This window comes from Enterobacter sp. N18-03635, from assembly GCF_004006055.1.
GTDB lineage: Bacteria > Pseudomonadota > Gammaproteobacteria > Enterobacterales > Enterobacteriaceae > Enterobacter > Enterobacter vonholyi.
Genome location: NZ_CP034769.1, coordinates 406,344 through 419,418 on the forward strand (window position 1 = coordinate 406,344; position 13,075 = coordinate 419,418).

A 13,075-nucleotide genomic window follows, 5' to 3' on the forward strand; every position below is an offset into this window, starting at 1 on the left:
GTTACTGTTCGCTTTCATCGGTATATCGTTTCGCTTTATATGCCGGGTGCATCAGGTTTTGGGCCGAGAAGATATCGTCCAGCTCGGCTTCGGTCAACAGCCCGCGCTCCAGTACTACTTCACGTACACTCTTACCGGTTTCGGCACAAATCTTACCGACGATGTCGCCGTTGTGGTGACCGATGAACGGGTTGAGGTAGGTGACGATCCCGATGGAGTTGTAGACATAACCTTCACAGACTTCTTTATTCGCTGTGATGCCGTTAATGCATTTTTCCAGCAGGTTGTAGCAGGCGTTCGTCAGGATGTGGATAGATTCAAACATCGCCTGGCCAATCACCGGCTCCATCACGTTCAGCTGCAGCTGACCCGCTTCAGAGGCCATGGTCACGGTCGTATCGTTACCGATGACTTTGAAGCAAACCTGGTTCACCACTTCTGGCACCACCGGGTTCACCTTGGCCGGCATGATGGATGAACCGGCCTGCAGCTCTGGCAGGTTGATTTCATTCAGGCCAGCGCGCGGACCGGAAGAGAGCAGGCGCAGGTCGTTACAGATTTTGGACAGTTTCACTGCCAGACGTTTCAGCGCGCTGTGTACCATGACGTAAGCGCCGCAGTCTGAGGTCGCTTCAATCAGGTCTTCTGCAGGCACAACCGGCAGGTTAGACACTTCAGCCAGCTTCTGTACCGCCAGCTGCTGATAGCCATCCGGGGTGTTCAGACGCGTACCGATGGCGGTGGCGCCCAGGTTCACTTCCAGAAGCAGCTCGGAGGTGCGCAGCAGGTTTTTGGTCTCTTCGTTCAGCAGGACGTTAAACGCGTGGAATTCCTGGCCGAGGGTCATCGGCACCGCATCCTGTAACTGGGTACGACCCATTTTCAGGATGTCCTGGAACTCAACCGCTTTACGCTGGAAGCCATCACCCAGTTGGTTGATCGCATCCACCAGTTTCACTACGGAGGCATACACCGCAATACGGAAGCCGGTTGGGTAGGCGTCGTTGGTGGACTGGCATTTGTTAACGTGGTCGTTCGGGTTCAGGTACTGGTATTCACCTTTCTGGTGACCCATCAGCTCCAGGCCAATGTTTGCCAGTACTTCGTTAGTATTCATGTTGACGGAGGTGCCCGCGCCGCCCTGATAGACGTCAACCGGGAACTGGTCCATGCATTTGCCGTTGTTCAGCACTTCATCGCAGGCTGCGATAATCGCATTTGCCGCGCTTTTAGGAATGGTTTGCAGCTCTTTGTTGGCCAGTGCTGCGGCTTTCTTCACCATCACCATGCCACGGACAAACTCAGGGATGTCGCTGATTTTGCTGTTGCTGATGTAGAAGTTTTCAATCGCTCTCAGAGTGTGGACACCGTAGTAGGCATCCGCTGGAACTTCCCTGGTACCCAACAAGTCTTCTTCGATACGAATGTTGTTTAACATGTGAACCTTCTTTTCAAGCTGCCGATGGATTGTACTAAACACACAGTATTTATGTGGTTTTGAATATTTTCTGGCCGACGATTATTCCCTCAATCAGCCAGATGCTCGAGATCATATGCTGATGATAGCGAATTGCCGTAAGCTGGATCACTTATTATCGAGTCGATTCCATGATAATTATTAATCTGTGAAATGGGTCACCGCTTTAAAATTTCCAAAAAAAATATCCGTGCAAACTGATTGAATTTTCGCTAACCGTCACCATTTCATACAAACGTGCGTCGCGAACACATTCAGACAGGGGCCGATGGCCCTTGCCATACAGGAGATGCCAGTGCGCTGGATACCGTTTATTGCTTTCTTCCTCTATGTTTACATTGAGATTTCCATTTTTATCCAGGTTGCCCATGTGTTGGGCGTCCTGCTGACGCTGATTCTGGTGATTTTCACCTCCGTCATCGGCATGTCGCTGGTGCGTAATCAGGGTTTCAAAAATTTCCTGATAATGCAGCAGAAGATGGCCGCAGGGGAAAGCCCGGCGGAAGAGATGATCAAAAGCGTGTCGTTGATTATTGCGGGGCTGCTGCTGATCCTGCCGGGGTTCTTTACCGACTTCCTTGGCCTGCTGCTGCTTCTGCCGCCGGTGCAAAAACACCTGACCATGAAGCTGCTGCCGCATCTGCGCTTTAGCCGAATGCCGGGGGGCGGATTTAGCACTGGACCGGGCGATACCTTCGAAGGGGAGTATCAGCGTAAGGATGAACAGCACGACCGTTTAGACCATAAAGACGATCGGTAATGTTTTTGCCCGGTGGCGCTTCGCCTACCGGGCCTCCGGGAGCGCACCGCGCCTCGGCAAAAACACCCACAGCCCTGCCAGCATGACAATTGCGTACAAACTCTTCCAGCCCACCATCGCCAGCAGCAGCAGGCAGAGCACACCCCCGACGACCGCCAGAGCTTTATAGCGACCTTTTAGCAAACGGCATCCCGCCAGCATGCACAGCAGGTAGATCATGATGAAAATGCCGTTGGCGTAGACGATGAGCGCGTCCAGATTGATTTTCAGTGCGTAAATACAGAGCGTGCTCACCACGCAGCAGCCCAGTACGGCATTCAGGGCATTCAGCGGAAGCTGGCGTTTAGACAGGCGCGCGAGACGATTCTCGGGTTTGTAGAGCGCCTGCGACCATACCAGACGGGCAAAGCTCTGGATATAAATGTTGAGGCTGGCAAAACAGGCCAGATAGCCGATGACGCAGGCTATCCACAGCGCCTTCACACCAAACAGATCAACCACGATACCCGGCAGCGATGCCGCGGCGGCGAGATCCGCTCCGAACGCGTGGAAGTGTAAGACCAGCACGGTACACGCCCAATAGACCGTGCCAGCCAGCAGTAGGCCTATCATCAGGGCGCGGGGGAAATCACGTTCAGGCTGCTTAAATTCAGACGCCAGATGGGCAAAGGCTTCCAGGCCGACAAAACACCAGAACATGACGGAGAGCGCGGCGAAAAGCTGTGAATGGTCGACGTCTGTCAGCGCAGGGAAGGGAATTTCCTTGATGGTGATATCGCCCGCCCACCAGATAGCGACAACGAGCGCGACAATCAGCACCGCAACCAGCGTCTGCAGGTTGGCGCTCGAGCTGGCGCCGCGAGAGCCCACCCACCAGACGATTGCCAGCGTACCCAGCTCGGCCAGCAATAACTGCTCGTTATGCCAGCCAAACAGCGCCTGACCAAATCCGGTCGCAATATGCAACGCCGCAGGAAGGCCAACCGGAATGACGGAGAGAAACAGCCAGCCGGTTACACGCTGCAGCCGCGGGCCAAAGGCCAGTCCGACAAAGTGCGCCACGCCGCCCGCGCTGGGGAAATGCCGCCCCAGGATGGCAAACACAATGGCTATCGGGAAAACCAATACAATCAGCGCCGGCCACGCCCACAGGCTGTTATTTCCAGCCACCAGCGCCGCCAGTGCGGGTACGGCAAACACGCCTGTACCTAACAAGGAGGTTGAGAGCAGTCCGACGCCCTGCGCCAGCCCCAGCTCCTGCTTGAGTCCACTCATTGACATCGCCCTGCCAGTAGCAAAAGAGAGGCGATGGTAACACTTTCGCAAATTTTTTTTTCAACTCCCCCTTGAAGGGGTAAAAAGCTATCCCCATCTCTCAGGGCACTAGTCGGAAAACCGCATGCGGGCCGGCGTCATCCATAACTGATAATGACTTTCTCAAAGGAGAGCTATCAATGAGTATTCGTCCGTTACATGATCGTGTGATCGTCAAACGTAAAGAAGTTGAAACCAAGTCTGCTGGCGGCATCGTTCTGACCGGTTCTGCAGCAGCCAAATCAACGCGTGGCGAAATCATCGCTGTCGGTAAGGGCCGCATCCTGGAAAACGGAACTGTGCAGCCGCTGGACGTTAAAGTTGGTGACATCGTAATTTTCAACGATGGCTACGGCGTGAAATCCGAGAAGATCGACAATGAAGAAGTGTTGATCATGTCCGAGAGCGACATTCTGGCAATTGTTGAAGCGTAATTTACGCACGAGAATTTGAGGAAATAAGAACATGGCAGCTAAAGACGTAAAATTCGGTAACGACGCTCGTGTAAAAATGCTCCGCGGCGTAAACGTACTGGCAGATGCAGTTAAAGTGACCCTGGGCCCGAAAGGCCGCAACGTAGTGCTGGATAAATCCTTCGGCGCGCCAACCATCACCAAAGATGGTGTTTCTGTAGCACGTGAAATCGAGCTGGAAGACAAGTTCGAAAACATGGGTGCGCAGATGGTGAAAGAAGTTGCCTCTAAAGCGAACGACGCTGCAGGTGACGGTACCACTACCGCGACCGTACTGGCGCAGGCAATCATCACCGAAGGTCTGAAAGCCGTTGCTGCGGGCATGAACCCAATGGATCTGAAACGTGGTATCGACAAAGCTGTCGCCTCCGCTGTTGAAGAACTGAAAGCGCTGTCCGTACCGTGCTCTGACTCTAAAGCCATTGCTCAGGTTGGTACTATCTCCGCTAACTCCGACGAAACCGTAGGTAAACTGATCGCTGAAGCGATGGACAAAGTCGGTAAAGAAGGCGTAATCACCGTTGAAGACGGTACCGGTCTGGAAGACGAACTGGACGTGGTAGAAGGTATGCAGTTCGACCGCGGTTACCTGTCCCCATACTTCATCAACAAGCCAGAAACTGGCGCTGTTGAGCTGGAAAGCCCGTTCATCCTGCTGGCTGATAAGAAAATCTCCAACATCCGCGAAATGCTGCCAGTACTGGAAGCCGTTGCAAAAGCAGGCAAGCCTCTGGTTATCATCGCTGAAGACGTTGAAGGCGAAGCGCTGGCGACCCTGGTGGTTAACACCATGCGCGGCATCGTGAAAGTGGCTGCGGTTAAAGCACCTGGCTTCGGCGATCGCCGTAAAGCGATGCTGCAGGATATCGCTACCCTGACTGGCGGTACCGTGATCTCTGAAGAGATCGGTATGGAGCTGGAAAAAGCGACCCTGGAAGACCTGGGCCAGGCGAAACGCGTTGTGATCAACAAAGACACCACCACCATCATCGACGGTGTGGGTGAAGAAGCCGCTATTCAGGGCCGCGTTGGTCAGATCCGTAAGCAGATCGAAGAAGCGACTTCTGATTACGACCGTGAAAAACTGCAGGAGCGCGTAGCGAAACTGGCAGGCGGCGTTGCGGTAATCAAAGTCGGTGCTGCTACCGAAGTTGAAATGAAAGAGAAAAAAGCACGCGTTGACGATGCTCTGCACGCGACCCGTGCTGCGGTAGAAGAAGGCGTGGTTGCTGGTGGTGGTGTCGCGCTGGTGCGTGTTGCCGCTAAACTGGCTGGCCTGACCGCTCAGAACGAAGACCAGAACGTGGGTATCAAAGTTGCGCTGCGCGCAATGGAAGCCCCTCTGCGTCAGATCGTTTCTAACGCCGGTGAAGAGCCATCTGTGGTTGCGAACAACGTGAAAGCGGGCGAAGGTAACTACGGTTACAACGCAGCAACTGAAGAATACGGTAACATGATCGACTTCGGTATCCTGGATCCAACTAAAGTGACCCGTTCTGCTCTGCAGTATGCGGCCTCCGTTGCTGGTCTGATGATCACCACCGAATGCATGGTGACCGACCTGCCTAAAGGCGATGCGCCTGACTTAGGTGCTGCTGGTATGGGCGGCATGGGCGGTATGGGCGGCATGATGTAATCGTGCGCTCTACGTCGTAGAATGTGAAAAACCCCCGGGCAGAAATGCTCGGGGGTTTTTCTTTTGGTCATCTTTTAGGTATAAGATTTACACACGGACAACTACTGTCCAGCTTATTGAAAACGAGGAATAACATGCGCGTAAAAGTCTGTGCAGGGATTGTAGGGGCAGCATTGCTGCTGGCGGGTTGTAGCTCCAGCAATGAGCTGTCGGCAGCGGGCCAGGGCGTTCGCTTTGTGGAAGATAAGCCTGGCAGTGAATGCCAGCTGTTAGGCACGGCAACCGGTGAGCAAAGCAACTGGATGTCAGGTCAGCATGGCGAAGAAGGTGGCTCGATGCGCGGTGCGGCGAATGCCCTGCGTAACCAGGCTGCGGCAATGGGCGGTAACGTCATTTACGGCGTGAGCAGCCCAACGCAGAGTATGCTGTCCAGCTTCGTGCCGACCGCCAGCCAGATGAACGGCCAGGTCTACAAGTGCCCGAACTGATTGCCTTTTTCCCTCTCCCTGTGGGAGAGGGTTAGGGTGAGGGGAAACTAGTGCTGCCGCAGCTGCAAGTCCAGCGGCGTCTTGCTTGGCTCTCCGCCAATCTCCCGTGCCAGCTTCGGCACCATATAGCCTGAAACCAGCGTTAACAGTTCGCGCATGATCTGCCGGGCTTCTTCATCCGTCACCATGAAATGGGCCGCGCCCTGAACGCGATCCAGCACGTGCAGGTAATAGGGCATCACGCCCGCATCAAACAGGGCATTGCTCAGGTCAGCCAGCACGCGGGCGCTGTCATTCACGCCGCGCAGCAGCACGCTCTGGTTCAGCAGCGTTACGCCCGCTTTACGCAGACGCGCCATCGCTGCGCGAAAATCATCGTCAATTTCGTTCCCGTGGTTGATATGGTTCACCAGCAACGCCTGCAGGCGAGACTGCTCAAGGCGTGCCACCAGGCCGTCCGTGATACGTGCCGGAATAACAATCGGCAAACGGCTATGAATGCGCAGACGTTTGATGTGCGGGATGGCTTCCAGCTGTGTCAGCAGCCAGTCCAGCTCGTGATCTTTTGCCATCAGCGGATCGCCGCCGGAAAAAATAATCTCATCCAGCTCTGAATGGACGGCAATATAGTCCAGCGCGACCTGCCAGTTGCGTTTATTGCCCTGGTTTTCGGCATACGGGAAGTGCCGACGGAAGCAATAACGACAATTTACCGCGCAGCCGCCCTTTACCAGCAGCAGGGCACGGTTGAGATATTTGTGCAGTAAACCAGGCACCACGCTGTTCTGCTCTTCCAGCGGATCGGTGCTGTATCCCGGCGCGGTGATAAACTCATCCTGCGAAGTAAGTGTTTGTTTTAATAGCGGATCGTCGGGGTTGCCTTTCTCCATCCGCGCCACAAACGCACGGGGAACGCGCAGGGCGAAAAGGCGCTTTGCCTCGCGGCCGGCAAGCAACTCTGGGTGCTGATCGAGGTCTAAAAGACGCAGCAATTCATCAGGACTGGTGATTACATCGGCAAGTTGCGATAACCAATCTTCTCTGGACGGGGTGTTTAGGGTTACAATATGCGCCATTTTGTGGCTTAGCTACCAGTTAACAAATTTAGAGGGCCTTATGGCAACGTACTATAGCAACGATTTTCGTGCTGGTCTTAAAATCATGATGGACGGCGAACCGTACGCGGTTGAAGCCAGCGAATTCGTTAAACCAGGTAAAGGCCAGGCATTCGCACGCGTTAAGCTGCGCCGTCTGCTGACCGGTACCCGTGTTGAGAAAACCTTCAAGTCTACTGACTCCGCTGAAGGCGCTGATGTTGTTGATATGAACCTGACCTATCTGTACAACGATGGCGAGTTCTGGCATTTCATGAACAACTCCACTTTCGAACAGCTGTCTGCTGATGAGAAAGCGGTAGGTGATAGCGCTAAATGGCTGCTGGACCAGGCTGAGTGCATCGTAACCCTGTGGAACGGTCAGCCTATCGCTGTGACCCCACCAAACTTCGTAGAACTGGAAATCGTTGAAACCGATCCAGGTCTGAAAGGTGATACCGCAGGTACCGGCGGTAAACCAGCCAAACTGTCTACCGGCGCAGTGGTTAAAGTTCCACTGTTCGTACAGACTGGCGAAGTGATCAAAGTGGATACCCGCTCCGGCGAATACGTGTCCCGCGTGAAGTAATTTACGTCATGATTGAAGGCGCAGCGCCCGCTGCGCCTGATTTTTGCAGGCAGGGATGATGAAACGTACCGTTAAAATTCTGCTTCTGTTAGCGCTTTCCAGTGCATTGCTTTCCGGCTGTAACACCACCCGTGGAATGGGACAAGATATCCAGGATCTCGGTCATATCATTTCTCACGCCGCCAGCTAAGTTCGTCTAATTTTCCTAAAAATGCTTCCTTTTCCGTCATCCGGCGGGATCTTGTCTATCCTTAAGTTGCTATACACAAAACAACTTTGGCTATAAAAGGAAGATATTATGGTTAAGAAGACAATTGCAGCGATCTTTTCAGTCCTGGTACTTTCTTCAGTATTAACAGCCTGTAATACCACGCGTGGCGTTGGTCAGGATATTTCTGAAGGTGGTAGCGCAATCTCTGGTGCGGCAACTAAAGCTCAGCAGTAATTAACACACGGTACGAGACCAGCCGTTTCGTACCGTCAGCTTTTTGATTCCTGCAGGGATAAGAACGGAGAAAAACGCGTATCCATATGCAATTTCATGCGGATATTGCGTTTATAGGTATAGACCGTTTTTCCGTTGATACTCAGGTGGGCAGCAATCTTTTGATTGCTCGCGCCGTCCATCCATAATGTAAGCACTTTCTCTTCCTGCCGGGTCAGCAAGGGGGCGGCTGCCGTGGGCCTTTCAGCGCATGAGCGCGAGGTTAATGCATCATTTATAGTCGTTGCCACTTCTTCGAGACTGGCGTTTTTCAACAGCGACGACCACACCGGGAAGTGTCCGAGCCAGTCTGTCATGCCGTTGTCCTCTCCCGATTGCAGCAAAATAAACGGTAAGCGTTCACTGGCGTTGAGCAAAGACGAGAGCTGCTGAAAATGATGAATATCCTGCCTGAAGCCGTACAAATCGGCGATAACCAGCGTGGGTTTCCATTGCAGAATGTGCTCCCTGGCAAGGAACAGATTATTCAGCCCGGTCACAACGTAGTGTCCCGGGAACAAACCGGAATGATTGAGCCATGCTTCAAACCCCGTGCGGGTAAAGTGACAACGGTCAATCAAGAGAATTTTGAACATATTTTATTCGCAGTCGGCTAGTGGTTTGGCTTCCTGCCATCAGAAAGCACATCATCATAGAGAAGTCGGATGAGTGCTAAATGCCGGAACTACGCGCCATACTGCGGCTATTTCTTGCCTTAACGTGTTCAGCAAAAAAAGATTGAAAAAAAATAGCACGCTAACCAAAATATGGGGCGTAATCTCTGCCTTACGGGACGACCCGTAAGCGTTTCTTTCACCGGGGACGGCCCCAACTTCTATTAAGTTAAGGAGCCTGAAATGTCCTGGATCATTCTTTTTATTGCCGGTCTGCTCGAAGTGGTGTGGGCGATTGGTCTCAAGTACACCCATGGATTTACCCGTCTGACGCCCAGCGTTATTACCGTAACCGCGATGATCGTGAGTATTGTCCTGTTATCCTGGGCGATGCGCTCGCTGCCTGTGGGAACGGCTTATGCCGTCTGGACGGGCATTGGGGCGGTGGGGGCCGCCATCACCGGCATTCTGCTACTGGGAGAGTCAGCGAGTCTGGCGCGTATCGCCAGCCTCGCCTTGATTGTAGCGGGGATCATTGGGCTTAAGCTCAGCACCCATTAATGGGGTTGTTTTACCCAGATCAGTTTTGACACATCAAACCCTTGCCGGGTCGCGACGTCCAGCATCTGCTGTTTCATTTCTGACGAAATAGTTGGCGTGCGGGAAAGTATCCACAGATAGTCGCGATCCGGCCCGCAGACCAGCGCGTGATGGTACTCTCTGTCGAGCGCGATCACGTTATAGCCACCATAAAACGGGCCAAAGAAAGAGACTTTTAGCGCGGCCCGTCGCGGGTCGCCCGTGAAGTACGCTTTCCCAATCGACTGCTGCCACATCTCCCGATCGGGATTATAGCCCCGGTTGATCACCTGAATACCGCCATCATCCATCGGGCTGTAATTTGCAGTGACCTTCACTAAGCCCTGCTCAAACCGATGGTCGAGGCGCGCGATTTCATACCATGTTCCAAGGAAGCGTTGTGCATCAAAAGGCGTGACGACGGTAACGCCAGGCGGTGGGGTAGGGGAACTGCAGGCAACCACTAAAAACGCGGCTGTCACCGCGGCGATAACAGGCAGAATGCGCATAGGAGTTTCCTTACTGTTTTTGTTAAGTGTAGATGACGGCAAGGAAAATGTGGTTTTTGTGCGGTGTGTTTCGCCGGGTAAGCGCAGCGCCACCCGGCAATGTTTTACTGCAGCGCGTCGAGGATACGGTATGCCGCCTCAACGCGGGCAGGGTTCGGATAGCTTTTATTCGCCAGCATCACAATGCCGAGCTGTTTTTCAGGAATAAATGCCACGTAGCTGCCAAACCCGCCGGTTGAGCCTGTTTTATGGACCCAGGACGCGTTGACCGGCGGTGCCGGTGGATTCACTTCTCTCGCAGGCAGCGGTGCCAGCGCCACCTTATTGTCGCTGCCTTCAACCACGGTTTTGGCATCGACCGGCCAGTTAAGCATTTCCCAACCTAACCCTTGATACATGGCCCCCACGCGCCAGTAGCGAGACTGCGCCAGGGCAATGCCTTTCCTGAGTGAACTATCCTGAAGCGAGTCCGGCTTCATGTTGACCATCACCCAGCTTGCCATATCCTGCACGTTGGTTTTTACGCCATAGGCTTCTGCATCCAGCATTCCTGGCGAAACGTGGACCGCTTTACCGTCGCGGTATCCCCAGGCGTAATGCGCCTCTTCCGTTTTCGGAACGTTAATCCAGGTATGGTCCAGCTTGAGCGGCTTAAAGACCCGCGTCGTTATGGCCTGCTCATAGCTCATGCCGGAAGGTTTGACCGCCAGCGCGCCAAAAAGACCGATGCTGGCATTGGCGTAAAGACGCGTGGTGCCCGGCTTCCACTGCGGCTGCCAGTTTTGATAAAAGCGCAGCAGAGAGGCGTTATCCGTGACCTCATCCGGTACCTGTAACGGCAGACCGCCTGCGGTATAGGTTGCCAGCTCCAGCATGCGAATGCCCTGCCACTGTTTGCCCGTCAGTTCAGGCCAGTATTTTGTCACCGGATCGCCGAGCGATATTTCACCGCGAGCAATGGCATCGCCACCCAGTACGCCGGTGAAGGTTTTACTTATAGAGCCCAGCTCGAACAAGGTTTGTGGGGTAACGGGTTTGTTTGCCGCAACATCGGCTTTACCGAAGGTAAAGTAGTGCGGCTGACCCTGATAAATCACCGCCACCGCCATACCCGGGATGGCCTGCGCGTTCATCAGCGGCGTAACGGTACGTTCCACCACCTCAGCCAGCTGTTTTTCGGACATCGGTGCGGCGAATGCAGAGCTGGCAACGCTGAGCAGCAGGGCACAGCTTAGGGATTTTGTCATCATCAGTTATCTTCCGTAATAGCAGTTCAAGGGAGTGTCCGGGCCCGTCAGACCGCTGTAGTCTGTTGGATTTGACTATGGCTGACAAACGGTTAAATTTAGCATTAGCTGTTAATTTTTCTAACGGATGAGACCATGACGCGCAGCTATCTTCCTCTGAACTCCCTGCGGGCGTTTGAAGCAGCCGCCAGGCACCTCAGTTTTACGCATGCCGCTATTGAGCTGAATGTCACCCATTCCGCGATTAGCCAGCACGTCAAGACGCTGGAGCAGCACCTTAACTGCCAGCTTTTCGTTCGCGTTTCGCGAGGGCTGATGTTGACTACCGAAGGCGAGAATTTGCTGCCGGTGCTGAATGACTCGTTCGATCGTATCGCCGGAATGCTGGATCGCTTTGCCAGCCAGCGCGCGCAGGAGAAGCTCAAAATTGGCGTGGTCGGGACATTTGCGACGGGGGTGTTATTCTCGCAGCTCGCGGACTTCCGCCGCTGCTATCCGCATATTGATCTTCAGCTTTCCACCCATAACAACCGTGTCGATCCGGCGGCTGAAGGACTTGATTACGCCATTCGTTATGGCGGCGGGGCGTGGCACGGCACGGAAGCGACGTTTCTTTGCCCTGCACCGCTTGCGCCGCTTTGCACACCTGACATTGCTGCCGCGTTGCACACCCCTTCCGATATCCTGAAGTTTATCCTCCTGCGCTCTTACCGGCGCGACGAGTGGACCGCCTGGATGCAGGCAGCGGGTGAACATCCTCCCTCGCCGACGCACCGGGTGATGGTGTTTGATTCGTCCGTGACCATGCTGGAAGCCGCGCAGGCAGGCACAGGGATTGCCATTGCGCCTGTCGACATGTTTACCCATTTACTCAGCAGCGAGCGCATCGTGCAGCCGTTTGCAACGCAGATTGACCTCGGCAGCTACTGGCTGACAAGACTACAGTCACGGACAGAAACGCCCGCAATGCGCGAGTTTGCCCAGTGGCTGGTGGGGAAGATGCAGAAATAAAAGGCCCGCCGGATGGCGGGCCTGAAGCTTCAGATGGTGACCACGGCAATCAGCGTTACTACGGTCAGGATGGTTGCCAGACCGTAGAAAACCCATTTCCCGCTCGGGACATGGATTTTCAGGTCATGCATCGCATGGTGAATACGGTGCAGACCACACCACAGCGGCAGGACGATCATCAGGAAGATGAACACGCGGCCGATAAAGCTGCTCGCGAACGCCAGTACGCGTTCGTAGCTCAGCGCATCGCCCGGGAACAGCCCCAGCGGCAGCATAATGCCGACCAGCAGGATGATGACGGGGGCGATGATGGCACTCCACATGCCGCCTGCGCCAAACAGACCCCAGAAGACCGGCTCGTCAGAACGTTTTGGATTTGGATTGATCACAGTAGTCTCCTTACCAGAACAGTGCGACAAACAGAATGACCACAGTGACCAGAATCGTCACTGCCCAGAGCCCTTTAATCACCGGCTCTGGCCCCATTTTCTCGCCTTTTACGATAATGTTCGCCGCTTTTGGCGCCAGTTCAAACCAGGTTTTGGTATGAAGCAGCGCGGCCGCGAGCACGATCAGGTTCAGAACAACAATGATCGGGTTTTGCAGGAAACCGACGAAGCTGGCCCAGGCTTCCGGGCCATGCTTGAGGGCAAAAACGCCGTACATCAGCTCAAGGCTGAACCAGACCGCCGGTACCGCCGTGCCTTCACGCAGCATGTAGAAGCGATAAAACGGCAGATTTTTCCACCAGGTTGACGGCACAGGCCGCACGTAGGCTTTGCGTTTAGTCGTCATCATGC

The 13,075-nt window shown here is 54.2% G+C and carries 17 protein-coding genes; 9 read left to right on the top strand and 8 right to left on the bottom strand.

Translation table 11 applies throughout. From position 1 onward, the window contains the following. Nucleotide 1: 1 nt before the first annotated feature. Nucleotides 2-1,438: an aspartate ammonia-lyase gene (aspA, locus tag ELK40_RS02640; protein ID WP_003855923.1), complete on the bottom strand. Its 1,437-nt coding sequence runs from the start codon at nucleotides 1,436-1,438 to the stop codon at nucleotides 2-4. A 334-nt stretch (nucleotides 1,439-1,772) separates the two neighbouring features. Here aspA and ELK40_RS02645 point away from each other — a divergent pair, with 334 nt between their 5' ends. Then, entirely contained in the window at nucleotides 1,773-2,237 is a 465-nt protein-coding gene (locus ELK40_RS02645; protein ID WP_023616652.1) for an FxsA family protein, read from the top strand. A 24-nt stretch (nucleotides 2,238-2,261) separates the two neighbouring features. On the opposite strand, the gene yjeH is transcribed toward ELK40_RS02645, so the two are convergent. After that, nucleotides 2,262-3,512 (bottom strand): L-methionine/branched-chain amino acid transporter, encoded by a 1,251-nt coding sequence (yjeH, locus tag ELK40_RS02650; RefSeq protein WP_115876641.1) that lies wholly within the window; start codon nucleotides 3,510-3,512, stop codon nucleotides 2,262-2,264. 179 nt (nucleotides 3,513-3,691) lie between these two features. Here yjeH and ELK40_RS02655 point away from each other — a divergent pair, with 179 nt between their 5' ends. From ELK40_RS02655 to ELK40_RS02665, 3 genes are all read left to right on the top strand, one after another. Next, on the top strand, nucleotides 3,692-3,985 hold the full coding sequence (locus ELK40_RS02655) for a co-chaperone GroES (RefSeq protein WP_003855929.1): 294 nt from the start codon (nucleotides 3,692-3,694) through the stop codon (nucleotides 3,983-3,985). 31 nt (nucleotides 3,986-4,016) lie between these two features. Continuing rightward, nucleotides 4,017-5,660, top strand: a complete 1,644-nt coding sequence (gene groL / locus ELK40_RS02660) for a chaperonin GroEL (RefSeq protein WP_023310114.1) — start codon at nucleotides 4,017-4,019, stop codon at nucleotides 5,658-5,660. A 134-nt stretch (nucleotides 5,661-5,794) separates the two neighbouring features. Further along, on the top strand, nucleotides 5,795-6,148 hold the full coding sequence (locus ELK40_RS02665; protein ID WP_023310115.1) for a DUF4156 domain-containing protein: 354 nt from the start codon (nucleotides 5,795-5,797) through the stop codon (nucleotides 6,146-6,148). Nucleotides 6,149-6,195: 47 nt separating this feature from the next. Here ELK40_RS02665 and epmB read toward each other — a convergent pair whose 3' ends face one another. Beyond that, nucleotides 6,196-7,224, bottom strand: a complete 1,029-nt coding sequence (gene epmB, locus ELK40_RS02670) for an EF-P beta-lysylation protein EpmB (protein WP_127729335.1) — start codon at nucleotides 7,222-7,224, stop codon at nucleotides 6,196-6,198. 40 nt (nucleotides 7,225-7,264) lie between these two features. On the opposite strand from epmB, the gene efp reads away from it, so the two are divergent. The 3 genes from efp (at nucleotide 7,265) to ecnB (ending at nucleotide 8,276) form a co-directional block, all read left to right on the top strand. Next, a complete protein-coding gene (gene efp, locus ELK40_RS02675; protein ID WP_008502940.1) occupies nucleotides 7,265-7,831 on the top strand; it encodes an elongation factor P in 567 nt (188 codons plus the stop codon). 58 nt (nucleotides 7,832-7,889) lie between these two features. Then, nucleotides 7,890-8,021: an entericidin A/B family lipoprotein gene (locus ELK40_RS02680; RefSeq protein ID WP_024907352.1), complete on the top strand. Its 132-nt coding sequence runs from the start codon at nucleotides 7,890-7,892 to the stop codon at nucleotides 8,019-8,021. Nucleotides 8,022-8,129: 108 nt separating this feature from the next. Then, complete coding sequence (gene ecnB, locus ELK40_RS02685) at nucleotides 8,130-8,276, top strand: lipoprotein toxin entericidin B (protein WP_003025482.1); 147 nt, start codon at nucleotides 8,130-8,132, stop codon at nucleotides 8,274-8,276. Between the two features lie 35 nt (nucleotides 8,277-8,311). On the opposite strand, the gene ELK40_RS02690 is transcribed toward ecnB, so the two are convergent. Beyond that, on the bottom strand, nucleotides 8,312-8,911 hold the full coding sequence (locus ELK40_RS02690; protein WP_115876639.1) for a LuxR C-terminal-related transcriptional regulator: 600 nt from the start codon (nucleotides 8,909-8,911) through the stop codon (nucleotides 8,312-8,314). Between the two features lie 261 nt (nucleotides 8,912-9,172). Between ELK40_RS02690 and sugE the strand changes: the two genes are divergently transcribed. Next, entirely contained in the window at nucleotides 9,173-9,490 is a 318-nt protein-coding gene (gene sugE, locus ELK40_RS02695; protein WP_006178944.1) for a quaternary ammonium compound efflux SMR transporter SugE, read from the top strand. Here sugE and ELK40_RS02700 read toward each other — a convergent pair. Together ELK40_RS02700 and blaACT are read right to left on the bottom strand one after the other, a co-directional pair. Beyond that, a complete protein-coding gene (locus ELK40_RS02700) occupies nucleotides 9,487-10,017 on the bottom strand; it encodes a lipocalin family protein (protein WP_127729337.1) in 531 nt (176 codons plus the stop codon). The genes sugE and ELK40_RS02700 overlap by 4 nt on opposite strands. Nucleotides 10,018-10,121: 104 nt before the next feature. Beyond that, a complete protein-coding gene (blaACT, locus tag ELK40_RS02705; RefSeq protein WP_127729339.1) occupies nucleotides 10,122-11,267 on the bottom strand; it encodes an ACT family cephalosporin-hydrolyzing class C beta-lactamase in 1,146 nt (381 codons plus the stop codon). Between the two features lie 132 nt (nucleotides 11,268-11,399). On the opposite strand from blaACT, the gene ampR reads away from it, so the two are divergent. After that, the gene (gene ampR / locus ELK40_RS02710) at nucleotides 11,400-12,275 is read left to right on the top strand and encodes a LysR family transcriptional regulator AmpR (protein ID WP_127729341.1); all 876 of its coding nucleotides are present in this window, start codon (nucleotides 11,400-11,402) and stop codon (nucleotides 12,273-12,275) included. Between the two features lie 29 nt (nucleotides 12,276-12,304). Here the strand turns inward: ampR and frdD are convergent, their stop codons facing one another. Then, nucleotides 12,305-12,664 carry a fumarate reductase subunit FrdD gene (frdD, locus tag ELK40_RS02715; RefSeq protein ID WP_000609653.1) on the bottom strand — a complete coding sequence of 120 codons (360 nt, stop codon included), beginning with the start codon at nucleotides 12,662-12,664 and terminating at the stop codon, nucleotides 12,305-12,307. A gap of 10 nt (nucleotides 12,665-12,674) precedes the next feature. After that, the gene (frdC, locus tag ELK40_RS02720) at nucleotides 12,675-13,070 is read right to left on the bottom strand and encodes a fumarate reductase subunit FrdC (protein ID WP_029739890.1); all 396 of its coding nucleotides are present in this window, start codon (nucleotides 13,068-13,070) and stop codon (nucleotides 12,675-12,677) included. Nucleotides 13,071-13,075: the final 5 nt, after the last annotated feature.